We start from the raw sequence: 19,765 nt of genomic DNA on the forward strand, positions 1-19,765 counted from the left end.
ATCCACCACCTCCCAATCAGATTATAAAACGTAGAAATACGTAGGCAATGTCATTCGACGTCACCTACGTATTTCCGTCTAGCTTGCTCGAAGAAGACCGAGTGCCTCTAACTTATTTCTCGATGTAGGCTCTCGTGTAGTCAATATCACCTTTGTAGTCAATGCCTACGTTCTTAACATGCGGTTTAACCAATGTGTTAACCGAAGAGTAGAAGATTGGCATGATCGCCATGTTGTCTCCGATCAGAATTTGCTCGGCTTTCGCCATAGCGTCAACGCGCGCTTGTTGATCTTGTGTAGAGTAAGCTTCTTTAACAAGCGCGTCATACTCTGCATTGGAGAAGCCAGTGTCGTTGTTACCTCCGCCTGTGATCCACATGTCGATGTAAGTCATAGGATCGTTGTAGTCAGCGCCCCAACCTGCACGAGCTACGTCATACGCCAGGGAAGTACGATTTTGCAGGAATACTTTCCATTCAACCGTTTGTGTTTTTACCGTGATGCCAAGGTTTTTGTTCCACATATCAGCGATTGCTTCTGCAACCGGTTGGTGCACGCCGCCTTCGTTGTACGAAAGCTCGAATTCAGGCATAGCCGTCATGCCTTCTTCAGCAAGACCTTCAGCAAGAAGTTTCTTCGCTTCATCAGCGTTCTCTGTGAAGTATTCCGTCGTGATTTCGTCACGGAAATCTTTCGTTACACCATGGATACCTGGCGGTACGAAAGCAAAAGCAGGTACTTCGTTACCTTTTGATACTTTGTCAACGATTGCTTGACGATCGATAGCCATCGAAAGTGCTTTACGTACCTTCGCGTTGTTGAACGGCTTCTTCGAGTTGTTGAAGTTGTAATAGTACGTGCTCGCCTGTGGTTGGGATACCAGCTCAGGGTTCTTGTCTTGGATCAATTGTGCAAGCTGTTCAACCGGGATCGAACCCGTTGGCTTACCGGACCAGTCAAGCTCGTCCGTTTCATACATATTGGACTCCGTGCTAGCATCGGAGATCATGACGAAGTGAACTTTCTCCAGCTTAATGCTGTCGCGGTCATAGTAATCTTCGAACGGAACCAGGTCGATGCTGTCGCTGTGCGCCCAGCTCGAGAGTTTGAAAGGACCGTTGGAAACATAAGTGTCAGCTTCTGCTGCCCATGCCGGGTTAGCCGAAACAACCGCTTTGTTTACTGGGTAGTAAGTGTAGAAGGAAAGCAAGCTCTTGAAGTAAGGCGTTGGGTTCTTCAGCTCGATTTCGAGCGTGAGATCGTCAGTCGCCTTAACGCCAACTTGATCTACTGTACCGCCGGCGTTGGTGTTGTACTCTTCAGCGCCTTTGATGTAGTAAAGCTGGTAAGCGTATGGTGCTGGAGGGTTCAGGTTCGGATCCAGCGTACGTTTCCAGGAATATTCGAAATCGTGTGCCGTTACAGCATCGCCATTGGACCATTTTGCATCCTGGCGGATCTTGACTGTGTACTTCAGACCATCTTCGCTAACTGCAATGTCTTCTGCCATCGCGTTAACCGCTTCGCCGTTCTCCATGCGAGTCAGACCTTCGAAAAGACCGGACATAACTGTCGACGATACTTGGTCTTGCATCAGAGCTGGGTCAAGCGTCGGTGGTTCTGCACCGAGGTTCATACGGAATTCTTGTCCAGCGCCCCCGCTGTTGTCGTTACCGCAGCCAGCCAATACAGCAACCGATGCTACGATGGAAACGAGCAATAATGTTAGCTTTGCTTTCATAAATCTTACACCTCTCTCACGAGTTATACGTGGAATTATATCAGCCTCACATAGTACTGACAATAGAAATATAATAAGTTAATCATATTTCTACGCTTTATCTCCAATTATTGGACATATATGTCACATCTATGTAAGGTTTTATCTGCTTTTTACGAGCAGATATGACAATATTTACCACTATTTTATGTGTTTTAGCTGCAAACGCTTACCCATGTATTCTACACTTTCAATACTTCAAGAGCAATAACTTTTTCTTAGTAAATAGCGCCAAAGTATCAGAATGTTAATACTTTTTGAATTATTAATGGTATTTACTGTTATTAATTACTGATTTTCGGCGATGTCACCTCATTTTTTTGTTGAAATTATCCTATAACCATTCGATTGTTATACAAATCTATGTATATTTATAAATGGTTATAGATGTAAAGTTGCTTGATTTTACCCCCATTACTTTTCGGTTGCCGCCCCTCTATTTTGTAGCATATCCAATAACCGTTCTTTTCTTTTGCGCCTCCGGACTGGATAAAAAAAAGCACGATGTCCGTTCATCCCGCCAAGGGATCAACAACATCGTGCCTTCGATTATTAGAGCGTATGAGTGCTTACAGCTTGCTAGCCGATGACGGCTTCTACCTTCCGCCACGCCAGCTGATCGCGGAGCTTCACGACTTCGCCGACAACGATCGCGACAGGACTGCTCAACTGCGCGGCATCCGGACATTCCAGTATCGTCCCGATCGTGCCCGTCACGACGCGCTGCCGTTCGGAAGTGCCGTTCTGAATCAATGCGATAGGCGTATCTTCAGGCTTACCAAACGCAAGCAGCCGTTCTACGATCAGAGGAAGCCTAGAGAGTCCCATTAGTATGACTAAGGTTTCCGCCCCGGCAGCCCACTCCCAATTGACCGACGCCTTATCCTTCTGAATGCATTCATGGCCGGTAATCACCGCGAATGAAGCTGCCATCGTCCGGTGAGTGACCGGAATGCCTGCATAGGCCGGTGCCGCAATGCTGGAGGAGATCCCCGGTATGACTTCGAACTCCACCCCGAGCTCCGTTAAATGAAGCGCCTCTTCGCCGCCGCGGCCGAACACGAACGGATCTCCGCCTTTGAGCCGGGTTACCGTCAATCCGCGCATGGCGCGGTCTGCGATGAGCGCATTGATGTCTTCCTGCTTCATTGTATGGTGGCCGGAGGCTTTCCCTACATATAATAGTTCCGCTCCCGGTTTCACCTCCTCTATCAGCTCCTGCGCGACCAATCGGTCGTAGATGAGCACATCGGCTTCGCGAATGGTCTCAAGCCCTCGAAGTGTGATCAGCTTCGGATCGCCAGGCCCCGCTCCGGTGAGATATACTTTACCGAACATACACCACACGCCCTTTCAAGCTTCAATTGGGTGATTAGACCTGCTCTTCGCTGTCGTAATGGCGGCTCATGGCCACCACCATATTGCCCATCCGTTCCTCTTCGGGCGCAAGCACGCGCTTGATGCCTTCTTCATGGAAAGCCTCAGCCGTCACCTTGCCGACCGCCACAGCAAGCACGCGTTCCTCGAACGCTTCAATAACCGCTTCAAGCTTACCAAGCTTCGCGGCATGTTCCGCCAGGTACCGAACCTGCGGCGTGCTCGTCGCGGCCACCATATCGACCGAACCCGCGATTATTTCTTCCACCAACCGGGTGACTTCATCCCCTGCCGGCGGGATATGCCGGTAAGGCAGCAGTTCTTCGCAAGCCGCTCCGCGCTCGGTCAGCATACGCGTAATCTTCGGCGCAGGATCGCCGTATAGTTGCAGGACCACTTTGGACCCTTGCAGGTCATGCGGTTCCATCGCTCTCAGCAGCCCTGCCGTCGTGCCGTCATCATCGCGGACGAGCGGCGTAAGTCCCAGCTTCCGAAGTACATTAATCGTCTTATAACCGCGCGCAGCAAGCTTCACCGTACCGAGCAACTCCAGGAAACGATCCGCAAGCCCAAGTCCTTCCGCCGCCTGAATCAGCGCCTCCGTCCCAACGCCTGTCGTCAGGATCATCCAGTCCGGCGGCTGCTGCATGAGCGCTTCGAGCTGCCCTTCTATCTGCGAATCATCGAGAAACACCGTACCTTGCGTCGGCCTAATTACGGCAGTACCGCCGAACTTCCCGATCATCCGACTCATCTCTTCCGCCTTGCGCGGTCCCGTTACCGCAATGATCTTCCCTTCCAGCCGAGCCACAGCGCTCCCCCCTTTAGCACCAGTCGATATCAATCCATCATAACCACAATTCGATTAGGCCATATCTATCACTAAAATAAAGCTATATAATGAAGAAAAATTTCCCGCCGCTTCCCGCGGAGAATCAACACGCTTAATTGGATACATCATTATCACATTGTGAATCGCTTACAGGCAAGATAATCTTCCTTATAGGTTTCATTCCTTTTCTTTATATAAGGATGATTTAGTATAGTCACAGCTTTTGTTAAGTGTCAACAAATTTAACATCATTTTTGTCCATTTTCATTATAGATCGTTTACAATACCCAAAATAATGCAAAACAATCGACAACCCCTAAATTGTTATGTTATATTTTATTACAAATTTTCCGTGCGAGATTGCTAACTTCCCATCTAAGTCCAATGTACGGTCTTCCAGCCATGAACCAAGAGGTGATGTTTGATGTTGAAAGCCGTGCTGCTGCTGCAGGATGGCGCAGCCACTGATGCCGTCCATACCTTGAGCCAGTGCTGCCGCAGCCTGCTTACCGCCCAGAACGAAGAAGACACCCGGAGCTTGGCCGCCTCAATCGAAGCATTCGTCGTCTCCTGCCCGATCGACCGATTCTCGTACTGGCATCCTCTTCTTCATGCGATGTCTCCCGCTCCGATCGCTTGGCTGTGCCCCGCGCAGGTTCAGGCAAGCGCAAGCAGCAGCTGGCGGGTTGCGCCCGACGGCATCTTGTTCGGCAGCATGACTGCGGCCGAGATGAAGCTCGCCCTTTCGCTGGCAAGCGAGATGTTCCGCCAGCGTCAGCGATGGGACTCCGAGCGCGATCAGCTTCTGCAGCGGATCGAAGAGCGCAAATGGATCGAGCAAGCCAAAGCCGTATTGCGCGAAAACAAGGGCATTACGGAAGCGCAAGCTTACGATCTTCTGCGCAAACAGGCGATGAACGAACGGCGGCGGATCGGCGAGCTGGCCATGTCCATTGTGAAGGTCTACCAGTTGATTAACGGCTAGCCGACCTTTGCCGCAAAAATTTATATCAGGATTCCACAAAAACTCATGTTAGAATAGTTGACACGAGACTCCGCCTGCGAATATAATGCAAATAAGATCACAATGACGTGGTTAACGAAATGAATGGGCGGGCACACTGACGTGCTCGTTCATCCGGCAACGAGGCCGTATTGCAGCTGACATTAGCTGTAGTGCGGCCTTTTCGCATTCTTTTAACGATCATCAGGAGAGAAATCAGAGAGAACTGCAGCCAATGCAGGTCAAAGAAGAAGCAAATGGGTTAGGCTGAATGCTGCATTCCCGGTCCTGCGACCATGAACGCAAACCAATCAGCGCGGATATGGAGAGGAGAGGTTGTTATGGTTAATCAAAAAAGTTTCTTAAAGAGCGGGCATACCCCGTCGCTGTTCAGTTCGTTCCTGTACTTCGACACAAGTTTCATGGTCTGGGTGCTGCTCGGACCGCTAGCCGTCATTATTATGAACGACTACCCGATGGATGCCGCGCAAAAAGCGAATCTCGTCGCCCTGCCCGTACTCGGCGGCTCGATTCTGCGGCTTGTCCTCGGTTATTTCACCGACGTGATCGGACCGAAGCGCACCGGGCAGATCGGCATGCTGCTTACGATGGTGCCGCTCGTCTGGGGCTGGCTTTTCGTGGACTCCCTAAGCCAGTTATATATCGTTGCCTTGCTGCTCGGGGTAGCAGGCGCTTCTTTCGCCGCCGCGCTGCCGCTCGCTAGCCGCTGGTACCCGCCGCAATATCAAGGCCTTGCGATGGGCATCGCCGGCGCCGGCAACAGCGGTACGGTATTCACAACGTTGTTCGCCAACCGGATCGCTCAACACTATGGCAGCTGGGAGATCGTCTTCGGCCTTGCCCTGATTCCAATGGCGCTCGTCTTCATCGTCTTCACCCTGTTCGCCAAAGACAGCCCGAACCAGCCCGCTCCGCGCAAGCTGTCCGATTACGGAGCCGTGCTCAAGCAGCGCGATACATGGCTGTTCTGCCTGCTGTACAGCGTAACCTTCGGCGGATTCGTCGGCATGTCCAACTACCTGACGATTTTCTTCAATACGCAATACGGTCTTGATCCGATCCGCGCGGCCGACTTCACGACGATCTGCGTCATCGCGGGCAGCTTCTTCCGTCCGGTCGGCGGCTGGCTGGCCGATAAGATCGGCGGCATCCGGATGCTGATGCTCTTGTACGCCGTGGTCGCCGTCATGATGGCCAGCATCTCGTCCCTCCCGCCGCTCGGACTCATTACCGTCCTTCTCTTCATCGGCATGATGGCGCTCGGCATGGGCAACGGCTCGGTGTTCCAGCTGGTTCCGCAACGTTTCCAAAGCGAGATCGGCATCGTGACCGGCATCGTCGGCGCGGCCGGCGGACTCGGCGGCTACTTCCTGCCGAAATTGCTCGGCAACCTGAAGGAATCTACCGGTTCCTACACGCCAGGCTTCCTGATCATCAGCGGAATCGCGCTTGCTTGCGTCGCGTTGATCTTCATCATCCAAGGCTCCTGGAAGCGCACCTTCCTCGGCCACGGCGGCAAAGCGCGCGCCGAAGCACCAATCTCGGCTTAATCCTAAGGAGGTAAGCACGCATGGAAGCATTCGAACCCTTCGACCTGTTCGAGCTGCTCGACGTTATGGACTGGTGGGGCACCGGGAACGAACACGCCGTTTCTCCTTCCATTGCGGAGGCTGGACCGACATCCGAACAAGCATCCGATTAAGCGTTAGCGGCTTATGACCACAAAAGCGCCCCGTCCGTTCTCTCGTGCTCACGAGAGTCGGACGGGGCGCTTTTTTCTTGTGCATGGATTCGCTTGGCACCTTAAGCTTAAGCCGAAGTCATCGGCTTGTGCCGCTTTTGTTTTTTTCGCTCCGCGAGCAAAGCCGTAATCCCCTCCGCATCCATCGGCATCGCCAGATGATAGCCTTGCGCCTCTTGAAGTCCTATCGCTTGCAGCAGCGTAAGCTGTTCCTCGGTCTCCACCCCTTCGGCGATAACATCCTTCCCGAGCATCCGGGCCATCTCGACGAGCATGCGGATCATCATATAATCTTCCTTGCTCTCCGCGATGCGCTGCACCAGGGAACGATGCAGTTTGATATACCGGTAAGGGAAACGGTTCAACATGCTCAGCGAGGAATAGCCGAAGCCGACATCGTCGATCCCGAGCATAATGCCCAGATCATCCACTCCTTGCACACTTGATGCATCCGCCGCATGTCCGTAATCATCGTGCTTTCCGTAATTTCGAGGCGCAAGGCACGAGGCGGTACGCCATACCGGCAGAGAAGCTCCGAGAGCCGATCGACGAAACCCGCCTCGCGAAGCTGGCTCGCCGAGAGATTGACGGAGACGCACAGGCCGATGCAGCCGCGGTCCAGATGTATCCTCAACTGGCGGATCACTTCCTCCAGCACCCAACTGCCGATCGGAATGATCGCCCCCGTCTCCTCGGCCAGCGGGATAAACCGCGACGGAGCGACATAACCAAGCTCCGGCGAGCGCCAATGCAGCAACGCTTCCAGCACCGTAACCTGCCCGGTCGCCAGATCGAACTGCGGCTGATACAGCAGCTCGAATTGGCGCTTCTCCAGCGCCGTCGACAACCCGCTCAGCAGCTTCAGCTGTTCCTGCGCATTCTCGTTCATGCTCGGAGTATACCGGCAGAAGCGATTGCGTCCGCCATGCTTGGCCGCATACATCGCCGTATCCACTTGGCGCAACAGTACCTCCGGATCCGTCTCATCCTCCGGCGCCACCACCACGCCGATACTGGCAGACACGACGTACGAGGTTCCGCGCAGCACAAGCGGTTTGGTTAATGCCTTGAGCAGCCCCTCCGCCAATAACGACGGTTCATCCGCGTCCTCCACCAGCGGGAGCAGGATCGCGAATTCATCTCCTCCGAGCCGCGCTACGAGCGCTTCCGGCGGTATCGTCGCCTGCAGCCTCTCCGCAACCTGCTGCAGCAGCTGATCGCCCGCGGTATGGCCGAGCGTGTCATTGATCCATTTGAACTGATCCAGATCGATCAGCAGCAGCCCCAGCTGTCCGCCGTGGGTCCGCACATCCAGCAACATCGCCCGGAACTCGGCCTCGAACCGCCTGCTGTTGCACAGACCGGTCAGCACGTCTTCGAACGCCAGCTGCTCCAACATCCGGGCATTGTTCTTATCTTCGGTCTTGTCCAGCATGACGAGGAACGATTGCAGCTTGCCGTCGATCTCCAGAAATTCGCCGCGAATCTCGACCTCGTAACGTTCACCCGCCTTATTCACCAGCTCCAGTTCCAGCTCAAGCGGGGTCATGGCCTCGAAGGATTGGCGGTATCCGAGCAGAAACGCCTCATTGCCATGGAACAGCGCCGACAACGGAAGACCCCGCAGCCTCATCTCGCGGGCAATCCCGGCCAGCTTGCGGAAAGCGCCGTTCGCCTCTACGATATCGCCGCGGTCATCGAGCACGACCGTTCCATTCGGAGACAGCTCGAACAACAGCTCGTACCGTTTGCCCGCAGTGGACAGCATGTCATAACGGACCATCGACAGACGAATCGCATACGCCCAGGCCAGAATACCGTACGCGTAGATCATATCCGCGATCGGAGAACCATCGGGCGCAATGAATTTGCTTCCCGCGTAGCCGACACTGAGCAGACAGCCCACCAGCAGGCAGCCGTTCAGTATAATCTGATTTCGCTTCCGTTCCTTTAACTGATGGTGCGTCGAGGTTCTGCGCATGGCGGCGAATAAGCAAAGGAAGAACCAGAAGAAGCAATACCCGACTGCCGCAACAAGAAAGGCGAAGAACGGCGTCGAGAAACCGCCATCCCGGACGCCTTCCACACTGACCATCACCAGCGACCGCGGTGAGACCAGCAGCCACACGACGCCAAGGCTAGGCGCAAGGCAAACGAGATGCAGCAATAGACCGCGCAGACGCAGCCGGCTAATGTAGGCAAAGAAGTATAGCGCCGCAGTCAACGTCAGGAAGACGGCCGTATATTTCACATAACGGAGAACCTCGATTGCGACGTAGGAGGGAAGGATGGCAAACAGAAAGTCACCAAGAAACACCAGGCTGAGGAAGAGGAAAAGAAGGGTCGTAACAATATGCAGTTTGTTGTTCGGATGGCGGGTGTAAACCTCGACGGCCATATAGAACAGCAGGAAGATCGGTAACAGCTGGTTCAGAGCGGGAAACAGCAGCGCGGTCGTATGTATGTGGATCAGCTCCCGATTGTTTGATTCACGCGGGCAAGGTGAAACGGCTGACACCATCTCTGGCGGCGCCGACGCGTTTCATTCCGAGGAAATAGAGGTTGATTCATAAGCCTGAAGACTTATCCATTCCTATATTTCAATAAAAAAGAAACCTTGGGCTTCAAGGTTTCGCGTTTAGCCTCAAAGCGGCGGCTGGCTGGCATCGATTCCGTTCTGGCGAATCTTTAGCCCCTGTAGCTTTGCGTCACATGCTTTCGCATGCTTTGCCTTTCTCATCTATCGGTGTCCATATTCATTGTAGGTATATAGTCCTGTTACCTTTATACCACGCTATGATTAGCGCTGTCTACGCTCTTCGCCTCGTACAGGCCATGTATAAATTGGAAATAAACAGCATGTTCAACAATTCGTCCATTGCGCCGCAAATCGAGCAAACGCCTCCGGCGTATTCAGGTTATCGAACGCGGACTGTTCGCCTTCCTCGAGTTCCACCCAGCTGGTCGGCAGCTCGTTCAACAGCCGCATCACGCGCAACTCGCCGCTCGCCAAGCTTTGCGCAAGCTGCGGGACGATCCTCGTATGATACAAAGCATGAAAAGGCTGATCCGGCACGCGGATCACATCGGGCTGAATCCCGCTGCCGCTGGAGGAGGATTCAGCCTCTACCCGGTCTGCTTCAGCCAGCATACGTCCGAGCAGCCCAGCCGACAGGGCCGGCATGTCGCAAGCGATGACGAAGACGTATCCGTCCGGCGCCTGGGCAAGCCCCGCATGCAGGCCGGCTAGCGGTCCGCAGCCCGGGAATTGATCCACCGCCTGTATCGTGCGGGCAGTAGCAGAACTTCCAGACAGCGCCTCATCGTATATCGCTTCGCGCTCCCCCGCGCCTACCGCTACGATCAGATAGGTAAAGCCCAGCGCTGTCAATCGCTCAGCGAGCACGACCAGCAGCGGCTTGCCGCCTAACGCCAGCATCGCCTTATCCGACCCCATGCGCGCGCTCTGTCCGCCTGCCAAGAGGAGGGCATGACGCCGCCTTGTTATTGGCCGCGCTTGTTCATTGATCATCCGTACACTCACCTCTCTTCTTCCTTTTAAGCCTCTTCCCTGCCGCTATCATGATGATGGCCACGTCCGGCATATGCTGTAGGAGGAAAGGGGGAATTACCCATGACCGTCTCATCGCCGGATCCAAACCAGCCACAAGCTTCATTAAGCCCGTCCGCGAACACGATTCTCCGAGCGGAGCGCTACAGCGCCCGCAACTATCACCCGCTTCCGATCGTAATCGCCCGCGCCGAAGGCATCTGGGTGACCGACCCGGAAGGCAACCGCTATATGGATATGCTGAGCAGCTATTCGGCCTTGAACGCCGGCCACCGGCATCCGCGTATTATCGCCGCGTTGAAGGATCAGGCGGACCAGGTGACGCTCACCTCCCGCGCCTTCCACAACGAGCCGTTCGCCGTCCTTTGCGAGAAACTCGCGGCGCTTACCGGCAAGCCGCTCGCCCTGCTCATGAACAGCGGCGCCGAAGCCGTCGAGACCGCGCTCAAGGCCGCCCGACGCTGGGCGTACCGGGTCAAAGGCGTGCCGAGCGGGCAGGCGGAGATCATCGTCTGCGCCGATAACTTCCATGGCCGGACGATTACCGTCACTTCCTTCTCCTCCACTCCCGCCTACCAGGACGACTTCGGGCCGTTCACCCCGGGATTCGTCATCGTCCCTTATGGCGATGCCGCCGCACTTACGCAGGCCATTACGCCGAATACCGCCACCGTCCTTATCGAACCGATTCAAGGCGAGGCTGGCATCCGCATACCGCCGGCCGGCTACCTCCGCCAAGTGCGCGACCTATGTACGCAGGCGAACGTCCTTCTGCTGGCCGACGAAATCCAGACCGGGTTCGGGCGGACAGGCCGAACGTTCGCCGTCGATCATGAAGACGTCGTCCCCGACTTGTATATTCTCGGCAAGGCGCTTGGCGGCGGCGTCCTGCCGGTATCGGCCGTGACGGGAGGAAGCGATATTCTCGGCCTGTTCGAGCCCGGCTCGCACGGCTCGACCTTCGGCGGCAACCCGCTTGCGTGCGCGGTCGCCTGCGCGGCTCTGGACGTCCTGGAAGACGAGCAGCTCGCGGAACGCTCCAGGCTCCTTGGCGACCGGATGATCGAGCGGCTGCGCGCCATCTCGCATCCGCATATCGTAGAGGTGCGCGGACGAGGCCTGTTCATCGGCATCGAACTGACCGTCCCGGCGCGGCCTTACTGCGAACGGCTGATGGAACTCGGGCTGCTGTGCAAAGAGACGCACGAGCATACGATCCGCTTCGCGCCGCCGCTCGTCATTACGGAAGACGAGCTTGACCTTGCGCTTGCCAAGGTGGAGCAGGTCTTCGCGGACACGTAAAGCAATAGCGCAAGGAGGGTACGGCCTTCTGCAGCCGCACCCTCCTCTTGTCGTTACCCTTTGGCCGGATCGAATGAACTCTTCAGCGATACAATCCGGTTGAATACCACTTTATCCGCGCCGGTCAGCTTCGGATCGACATTGAAGTAGCCGTGGCGGAAGAACTGGAACTTATCCTGCCCTTGGGCCTCCTTCATGTTCGGCTCCACGAAGCCTTCGCGCACTTCCAACGAATCCGGGTTGATCCGCTCCAGGAACGGGCGGTCATCGTCGTCGCCGTCGACGAGCAGCGGCTCGAACAGACGGAATTGCGCCGGAACCGCTTGGGAAGCCTCTACCCAGTGGATCGTTCCTTTTACTTTGCGGCCCGTGAAGCCCGATCCGCTCTTCGTCTCCGGATCGTACGTACAGCGCAGCTCCACGACATTGCCTTCCGCGTCCTTGATCACCTCTTGGCACGTGATGAAGTAGGCATGCTTCAGACGTACTTCGTTGCCTGGGAACAGACGGAAGTATTTGGCCACCGGGTTCTCCATGAAGTCGTCCCGCTCAATGTAGATCTCGCGCGAGAATGGAATTTGGCGCGTGCCCATCTCTTCGTTCTCGGCATTGTTCTCCGCCTCGAGCATCTCGACTTGTCCTTCCGGATAGTTCGTGATGACCACTTTCAGCGGTTCGATGACCGCCATCGTCCGCAGCGCCTTCAGCTTCAGGTCTTCGCGGATGAAATGCTCCAACATCCGTTCGTCGACGACGCTGTATGCACGGGCAACGCCGATCTCGCGGCAGAAGGCGCGCATCGCTTCCGGCGTGAAGCCCTTGCGGCGCAGGCCGCTGATCGTCGGCATCCGCGGATCGTCCCAAGCGTCAACGACGCCTTCGTCGACGAGCGACTTCAGATACCTTTTGCTCATAATCGTATTCGTCACGTTCAGGCGAGCGAACTCGTATTGGTGAGGCGTCGCTTCCATCTCGCACTCCGCGATGACCCAATCGTACAACGGACGGTGATCTTCGAACTCGAGCGTACAGATCGAGTGCGTGACGCCTTCGATCGCGTCGCCCAGCGGATGCGCGTAGTCGTACATCGGGTAGATGCACCAGGCGTCGCCGGTGCGGTGGTGATGGGAATGGGAGATGCGGTAAATAACCGGATCGCGCAGATTAATGTTCGGCGAGCCCATGTCGATCTTGGCGCGCAGCACCTTCTCGCCGTCCTTGAATTCGCCGGCGCGCATGCGGGCGAACAGATCGAGGTTCTCCTCCACGCTGCGGTCGCGGAACGGGCTGTTCTTGCCCGGTTCGGTCAAGGAGCCGCGCATCTCGCGGATTTGCTCCGCCGTCAGGTCGCAGACGAACGCCTTGCCTTTCTTGATGAGCAGAACCGCGCGCTCGTACATCTCTTCGAAGTAATCCGACGCGAAGCGCAGCTCATCCCACTCGAAGCCCAGCCAGCGCACGTCCTCCTGGATCGCTTCCACGTATTCTGTATCTTCCTTCACCGGGTTCGTGTCATCGAACCGCAGGTTCGTCTTGCCCTTGTACTCATCTGCCAGCTCGAAGTTCAGGCAGATCGATTTGGCGTGGCCGATATGCAGATAGCCGTTCGGTTCCGGCGGAAACCGGGTCACGATTTCGCTGACTTTGCCGGCTTTCAAGTCGGCTTCGACGATTGATTTGATAAAATTGGAGGATGATGTCTTATTCTCCATAGCGACCAACCTTTCTTGCGTAAATTTCTATCCTACTATAATACACAATTTTCCGGGAGATTATAATATACAAACGCTGCCCGGCCGAAAAAGTAAGCGCCTATTCCGAGACGAGCCGCCTGCATCCGATGCGGACAAGCCTCTCTAGCAGCGCCTGCCATTATAGCACAGCTTCATGGGGCCAAGTCGCGTTCTTGCGAGTCCCTCTTCCGCGGCATCAGGAGCGCTCGCGGGGACCCACAACCTCCAGTCAGTCCTTCTTCGATTGAAATCCTTGCTATGAAGCCATGATGAATATTGACCAATATATTTCACTGCTATATAATTTGGTTACCTAAGTAAACCATCACCCATTTATACAAAAAGGAGCCTCACTTATGGCAGACGAAGAACACTCGACCGCCGACACCCTCTTCCACGCCTTCCGGCAGCTGCGCCAGGTCAATTGGCGGGGCCGGGTTGCGCTAGAGGGATGCAATCCCAGCGAGACCATGATGCTGTTCATGATCCGCAGAGGCATCGAGCTCGGAGCTACGACCGGCATGAAACCTTCCGAGATTAGCCAGCTCATGCGCGTGACGCAGCCGACCGTCTCCCAGATGGTCAATCTGCTCGAAGCACGCGGGTTGGTCACGCGTACCCAGGACCCCGATGACCGGCGGGCGGTACGTATCATGCTGACCGAGGAAGGACGGCGAATCACCGAAGCCGCGCAAGCCGCCATGCAGGAGGGTATGCAGCGCCTCGTGGAACACCTGACCGAAGAGCGCGCGCAACTGCTCATCGAGCTGCTCGGCGAAGTCCGCGCCTATTATGTCGCGAATTCCGATGAAGAAGACCGCCCTGAATGCAAACCCCATCCCAAACCATTCGAATGAAGGTGACGTGAAGCCATGCTCAAGCTGTTCCGGTTTATGAAACCCTATCGGATTGCCGTACTGTTCACTCTAGTGCTCGTCTTTTTGCAAACCTTGTCGGATCTGTATCTGCCGACGCTGATGGCCGACATCGTCGATAAGGGCGTCGTGAGCGGCGACACCCCTTACATCTGGCAGATTGGCGGCCTCATGCTGCTCATCGCCGCGCTAGGCGGCGTCTGTTCCGTCGGGGCCAGCTACCTGTCCGCCAAGTCGGCCGGCGCGTTCGGCAAAGATTTGCGCAGCCGCGTATTCGCCCATGTCGAGCAATTCTCGCTCCACGAGTTCGATAAGGTCGGCACCGCTTCGCTCATTACGCGCACGACCAACGATATTACCCAGGTGCAGATGGTGCTGACGATGCTGATGCGCGTCATGGTCATGGCGCCGCTCATGTGTATCGGCGGCATCATTATGGCCATGTCCAAGGACGTGAAGCTGTCCTTCGTCATCATCGCCGTCGTTCCCGTGCTCGCCCTCATCATCCTAGCGGTCGTGTCCCGCAGCATCCCGCTGTTCAAATCGATGCAGGTGAAGATCGACAAGCTCAATCTCGTCCTGCGCGAGAGCCTGACCGGCGTTCGGGTCATCCGTTCCTTCAACCGGACGACGCACGAGCAGCAGCGCTTCAATGAAGCGAACCTCGACTTGACCGATACGTCGATCAAGGTGAACCGGCTGATGGCCGGACTGATGCCGACGATGATGCTGGTCATGAATATCGCGAGCATCGCCATCATCTGGTTCGGCGGCAAGCGCATTGAAGCGCAAGGCATCGAGGTCGGCGATCTGATCGCCTTCATCCAGTACGCGTGGCAGATCATGTTCGCCCTGATCTTCGCCTCAATGATGTTCGTCATGGTGCCGCGCGCGCAAGCTTCGGCCGTCCGCATCAATGAAGTGTTGGACATGAAGCCCGAGATTCTCGATGCCGAGGTAACCAAACGCGCCGCCAGCCACGCTAACAGCGTCGCGTTCGACAATGTATCCTTCTATTATCCAGGTGCCGAGATCCCTGCTCTCTCAGGTCTTTCCTTCACGGCAAAACCCGGCGAGATTACGGCCATCATCGGCGGTACCGGATCAGGCAAATCCACGCTCATCAACCTGATCCCCCGCTTCTACGATGCAAGCGAGGGCAGCGTCCGCATCGGCGGCATCGATGTGCGCGAGATGACCCAGGAAGAACTGCGCGATCGGATCGGCCTCGTTCCGCAGAAGGCGCTGCTCTTCACCGGAACGATCGAGGACAATATCCGCTTCGGCAAGGAGGACGCGACCGACGAGGAAGTCCGTCATGCCGCTTCCGTGGCGCAAGCCGCCGATTTCATCGCCGAGATGCCGGAAGGCTATCAAGCCGTTATCGCCCAAGGCGGCACGAACGTCTCAGGCGGACAGAAGCAGCGGCTCTCCATCGCGCGGGCATTGGTCCGCAAGCCTGCCATCTATCTGTTCGACGACAGCTTCTCCGCGCTTGACTTCAAGACCGACGCCAAGCTGCGCGCCGCGTTGAAGACGGAGACGGCCGAAGCCACGCTGCTGATCGTCGCCCAGCGCGTCAGCACCGTCATGGATGCCGATCAGATCATCGTGCTCGACGAAGGCGTAATTACAGCAATCGGCACGCATAAGGAGCTGCTGGAGTCGTCCGGGATTTATCGGGAGATCGTTCTGTCGCAGCTGTCAGAGGAGGAGATCGCATGAGTGGAGAGCAGCACAGACCGCAAGGCCCCGGCGGAGCGAACAAGCCAAGCGGACCGAGCCCCGGCGGATTCGGATTCGGCCCCGGCAAGGGCGGACCGGGCGGCATGGGCATGCCGGTACAGAAGGCCAAAAACTTCAAAGGCACGCTGAATCGGCTGCTCGGCTATTTGAAGCCGCATAAGAACGCGCTGATCATCGTCTTCGTTACCGCGATTCTGAGCACCGTCTTCTCGATTCTGGGACCGAAGATTATGGGCAAAGCGACGACCAAACTGTTCGAAGGCATGATGGGTCTCATGAATGGCGTCCCCGGCGCTTCGATCGACTTCACGTATATCGCCGATATTCTGCTGCTCCTGGCCGGCCTCTATGTCATCAGCGCCCTGTTCGGCTACATCCAACAGTATGTGATGGCGGGCGTCGCGCAGAAGACCGTCTATCACCTGCGCAAGGACGTCAACGAGAAGTTGGAGCGGCTGCCGCTCAAGTATTACGATTCGCGCACCCATGGCGAGATTCTGAGCCGTGCCGTCAATGACGTCGACAATATTAGCAGCACGCTGCAGCAGAGCTTAACGCAGTTCATCACTTCGATCGTCACGCTCATCGGCGTTATCGTCATGATGCTGACGATCAGCCCGCTCATGACGCTCATTACGATCATTACGCTGCCGCTCAGCTTCATTGCCATCAAGGCCATCGCCGGCAAATCGCAGACCTACTTCAAAGGCCAGCAAGCCGCGCTTGGCGAGATGAACGGCCATGTCGAGGAAATGTACACCGGCCACGCCGTCGTCAAGGCGTTCGGGCACGAGCGCAAGTCGATCGCCAAATTCGACGAGGTCAACGCAAGGCTGTACGAATCCGGCTGGCGGGCCCAATTCGTCTCCGGGATCATCATGCCGATCATGGGTCTCATCGGCAATATCGGCTATGTATTCGTCAGCGTCGCCGGCGGCTTGCTCGTCCTCCACGGACGCATTACGATCGGCGACGTGCAGGCCTTCATCTCGTATTCCCGCCAGTTCACGCAGCCGATCACGCAGACGGCGCAAATCGCCAACATCATTCAATCTACCATCGCTTCGGCGGAACGGGTCTTCGAGCTGATGGACGAGGACGAGGAAGTTCCCGAGGCGGCGAATCCGACGCCGATCGTCACGGCTGCCGGGGCCGCTAACCTGCGGAAGCCAAGCAGCGACGCGCTGGTCCCGCAAGGCAATGTCCGCTTCGAGCACGTCAAATTCGGCTACAAAGAAGACGCGCCGCTCATTACGGATATGAGCATCAACGTCACCTCCGGCCAGACGATCGCGATCGTCGGCCCGACCGGCGCCGGCAAGACGACGCTCATCAACCTGCTCATGCGCTTCTATGAGCTCAGCGGCGGGCGTATTACGATCGACGGCGTCGATATTACGCAGCTGAAGCGCGGCGATCTGCGCAGCCTGTTCGGCATGGTGCTGCAGGATACGTGGCTGTTCAACGGCACGATCCGCGACAATATCGCCTACGGCCGGGCAGGCGCCACCGAAGAGGAGATCGTGCAGGCGGCGCGCGCGGCGTATGCCGACCACTTCATCCGCACGCTTCCTGAAGGGTATGATACGGTACTCAACGAAGAAGCTTCGAACATCTCGCAGGGGCAGAAGCAGCTGCTGACGATCGCCCGGGCGATTCTGGCCGATCCGGCGATCCTCATCCTCGACGAGGCGACCAGCAGCGTCGACACCCGGACCGAGGTGCATATCCAACGCGCGATGAACGCGCTCATGGAAGGACGCACGAGCTTCGTCATTGCCCACCGGTTATCGACGATCCGCGATGCCGATCTGATTCTGGTCATGAACCAGGGCACCGTCATCGAGCAAGGTTCCCACGAGGAGCTGCTCGCCCAAGGCGGCTTCTACGCCGATCTGTACGAGAGCCAGTTCAGCGGCCGGAAGACCGTGATGACGGACGCGATTTAGCTGTTGTTGCACGCAAAGGCTCTCCTTCGCCTGATCGGATGATCGGGCAGCGGGGAGCTTTTTATATTGTCGTGCCTGTAAGAGAACAACTGCAGAAAGCGCTGCATATCGAATAAGAAAGGCGCCAATGCTTTTAACTTGCGGTAAAATAGGGGAAACTAGTAAGAGAGATAGAGAGCTGTGAGGGCTATACTGGAGTGTGATGACCTTGTTCCGACGTTTGAACTGGGGACTCATCGGCGCGTTGTTATTCTCGGTCGCCGTATGGTGTCTCATCATTATGTTGATCGTTCGGCTGTAAAACGTAAGTAACGCAAAAGGCGATTCCCATGGGACAACCACGGGAATCGCCTTTTTGCATAGGCAGAGCTATTATTCGGAGATAACTCCGGAGGAAATCAAGAGGACGAGCACGACCAGAATCGGCGCCACCCACCGCAGCGCGAATTTCCACACCTTGTACCAGCCTGGCGTCAGATCCGCTTCGCTATAGGCATCTTTCCACACCCAGCCCGCGAACAGCGTGACGACGAGGCCGCCGACCGGCAGAAGCACGTTCGAAGACAGGAAGTCCATCCAGTCGAAGAACGTTTTGCCGCCGAAGGTCAGACCGCTCACCGCGCCGCCGACGGACAGCGCCGAAGGCAGACCGACAATGAAGCAGATGATCGCCGTCATCCAGACCGCCTTCGTACGGGACATTTTCCACTTCTCCATCACGTAAGCGACTGGCACCTCCAACAGAGAGACCGCCGAAGTCAATGCCGCAACCGCAAGCAGAATGAAGAACAAGCCGCCGAACAACGCGCCGAACGGCATAGCCTCGAACGCCGTAGGCAAGACGACGAACACGAGTCCCGGGCCTTGAGCCGGCTCCAGGTTAAAGGCGAAGGTCGTCGGGAAGATGATGAGGCCCGCGAGGAACGCATAGAGCAGATCGCCGAAGCCGACCGCGAGGGCCGCCTTGCTAAGCGATTGCTGCTTGCTCACGTAGGCACCGTAAGTGATCATAACGCCCATACCGAGCGATAAAGAGAAGAAGGCATGTCCGAGCGCGACGAGCACCGCCGTCGGCGACAGCTTGCTGAAGTCCGGATTCAGGAAGAACTCCACGCCCGCTCCCGCGCCATCGAGCGTCAACGAACGGATGACGAGCAGAATTAGCAGGACGACTAAACCGGGAATGAGGATTTTGTTAAAACGCTCGATACCGGAAGAGATCCCGACTGCAACGACCCATGCCGTCAGCAGGACAACCAGCAGCTGGTAGAACACCGGCAGATAGCCGCCAATGAAATCGCCGAACTGCGTGCCGAAGTCGGCGCCGCCGAACAATTGGCCCGTAAAGGACAAGTATGCATAATGAAGCGTCCAGCCCGCCACGACCGCATAGTACGAGAAGATCATGAACGAGCCGAAGATCGAGATAAACCCGAAGCCGCCCCATGACTTCTTGCCGGACAAACGAACCATAGAGGTCGATGCATTGCCGCGGCCGCCGCGGCCGATCGCCATCTCCGCCAGGAGGACCGGCAAGCCGACCGCGATCAAACAGATAATAAAGACAAGAAAAAATGCCGCACCGCCATATTTACCGGTAATGTAAGGGAATTTCCACATATTCCCCAAACCTACAGCACTACCGATCGCCGCCAGAATAAAGCCGTAACGCGAGAATTGATCCGAACTCTTACCGCCGGAACCGCCCGCTCCCTCTTGGTTCTGGGAACCTTTGTTCAAATTCATCGATGCCTCACCTCTTCTGTTTGATCTTAGATGTAGTATTACCCAAGGTGAAACGGCTGAAGCCAACTACAATGGCTGAACAAGCTTCA

General features: G+C 56.2%; 13 protein-coding genes, 1 pseudogene and 1 riboswitch. Of the genes and pseudogenes, 7 read left to right on the top strand and 7 right to left on the bottom strand.

What is annotated here, in order from left to right:
- Positions 1-112 precede the first annotated feature (112 nt).
- The 3 genes from FHS18_RS13270 to FHS18_RS13280 form a co-directional block, all read right to left on the bottom strand.
- Entirely contained in the window at positions 113-1,741 is a 1,629-nt protein-coding gene (locus tag FHS18_RS13270; protein WP_183600548.1) for a peptide ABC transporter substrate-binding protein, read from the bottom strand.
- 618 nt (positions 1,742-2,359) lie between these two features.
- A complete protein-coding gene (gene cobA / locus FHS18_RS13275) occupies positions 2,360-3,118 on the bottom strand; it encodes a uroporphyrinogen-III C-methyltransferase (protein ID WP_183600549.1) in 759 nt (252 codons plus the stop codon).
- A 34-nt stretch (positions 3,119-3,152) separates the two neighbouring features.
- The gene (locus FHS18_RS13280; protein ID WP_183600550.1) at positions 3,153-3,968 is read right to left on the bottom strand and encodes a uroporphyrinogen-III synthase; all 816 of its coding nucleotides are present in this window, start codon (positions 3,966-3,968) and stop codon (positions 3,153-3,155) included.
- 445 nt (positions 3,969-4,413) lie between these two features.
- Here FHS18_RS13280 and FHS18_RS13285 point away from each other — a divergent pair, with 445 nt between their 5' ends.
- The 3 genes from FHS18_RS13285 to FHS18_RS34920 all read left to right on the top strand — a co-directional run bounded on the left by FHS18_RS13285 (position 4,414) and on the right by FHS18_RS34920 (position 6,715).
- The gene (locus FHS18_RS13285; protein WP_183600551.1) at positions 4,414-4,974 is read left to right on the top strand and encodes an ANTAR domain-containing response regulator; all 561 of its coding nucleotides are present in this window, start codon (positions 4,414-4,416) and stop codon (positions 4,972-4,974) included.
- A 359-nt stretch (positions 4,975-5,333) separates the two neighbouring features.
- Positions 5,334-6,563 carry a nitrate/nitrite transporter gene (locus FHS18_RS13290; RefSeq protein WP_183600552.1) on the top strand — a complete coding sequence of 410 codons (1,230 nt, stop codon included), beginning with the start codon at positions 5,334-5,336 and terminating at the stop codon, positions 6,561-6,563.
- 20 nt (positions 6,564-6,583) lie between these two features.
- On the top strand, positions 6,584-6,715 hold the full coding sequence (locus FHS18_RS34920) for a hypothetical protein (RefSeq protein WP_281378736.1): 132 nt from the start codon (positions 6,584-6,586) through the stop codon (positions 6,713-6,715).
- A 107-nt stretch (positions 6,716-6,822) separates the two neighbouring features.
- Here FHS18_RS34920 and FHS18_RS13300 read toward each other — a convergent pair.
- Positions 6,823-9,275 (bottom strand): annotated as a pseudogene (locus FHS18_RS13300) (putative bifunctional diguanylate cyclase/phosphodiesterase).
- Positions 9,276-9,402: 127 nt separating this feature from the next.
- A riboswitch (cyclic di-GMP riboswitch) is annotated at positions 9,403-9,496 on the bottom strand.
- A 121-nt stretch (positions 9,497-9,617) separates the two neighbouring features.
- Positions 9,618-10,298, bottom strand: coding sequence for an NTP transferase domain-containing protein (locus FHS18_RS13305; RefSeq protein WP_183600555.1), 681 nt, complete (start codon positions 10,296-10,298; stop codon positions 9,618-9,620).
- Positions 10,299-10,388: 90 nt separating this feature from the next.
- On the opposite strand from FHS18_RS13305, the gene rocD reads away from it, so the two are divergent.
- Positions 10,389-11,627: an ornithine--oxo-acid transaminase gene (gene rocD / locus FHS18_RS13310; RefSeq protein ID WP_183600556.1), complete on the top strand. Its 1,239-nt coding sequence runs from the start codon at positions 10,389-10,391 to the stop codon at positions 11,625-11,627.
- Positions 11,628-11,680: 53 nt separating this feature from the next.
- Here rocD and FHS18_RS13315 read toward each other — a convergent pair whose 3' ends face one another.
- Positions 11,681-13,339, bottom strand: a complete 1,659-nt coding sequence (locus FHS18_RS13315) for a glutamine--tRNA ligase/YqeY domain fusion protein (protein ID WP_183600557.1) — start codon at positions 13,337-13,339, stop codon at positions 11,681-11,683.
- A 377-nt stretch (positions 13,340-13,716) separates the two neighbouring features.
- Between FHS18_RS13315 and FHS18_RS13320 the strand changes: the two genes are divergently transcribed.
- From FHS18_RS13320 to FHS18_RS13330, 3 genes are read left to right on the top strand one after another with little or no spacing between them, the layout of a single operon-like run.
- Positions 13,717-14,217 (top strand): MarR family winged helix-turn-helix transcriptional regulator, encoded by a 501-nt coding sequence (locus tag FHS18_RS13320; protein ID WP_183600558.1) that lies wholly within the window; start codon positions 13,717-13,719, stop codon positions 14,215-14,217.
- Positions 14,218-14,232: 15 nt separating this feature from the next.
- Entirely contained in the window at positions 14,233-15,960 is a 1,728-nt protein-coding gene (locus FHS18_RS13325) for an ABC transporter ATP-binding protein (protein ID WP_183600559.1), read from the top strand.
- On the top strand, positions 15,957-17,930 hold the full coding sequence (locus tag FHS18_RS13330) for an ABC transporter ATP-binding protein (RefSeq protein WP_183600560.1): 1,974 nt from the start codon (positions 15,957-15,959) through the stop codon (positions 17,928-17,930). Before FHS18_RS13325 ends, FHS18_RS13330 begins: the two co-directional genes overlap by 4 nt.
- Positions 17,931-18,302: 372 nt before the next feature.
- Here the strand turns inward: FHS18_RS13330 and FHS18_RS13335 are convergent, their stop codons facing one another.
- Positions 18,303-19,676 carry a sodium-dependent transporter gene (locus FHS18_RS13335; RefSeq protein ID WP_183600561.1) on the bottom strand — a complete coding sequence of 458 codons (1,374 nt, stop codon included), beginning with the start codon at positions 19,674-19,676 and terminating at the stop codon, positions 18,303-18,305.
- Between the last annotated feature and the right edge of the window lie 89 nt (positions 19,677-19,765).

Source organism: Paenibacillus phyllosphaerae, assembly GCF_014192105.1.
GTDB lineage: Bacteria > Bacillota > Bacilli > Paenibacillales > Paenibacillaceae > Paenibacillus_Z > Paenibacillus_Z phyllosphaerae.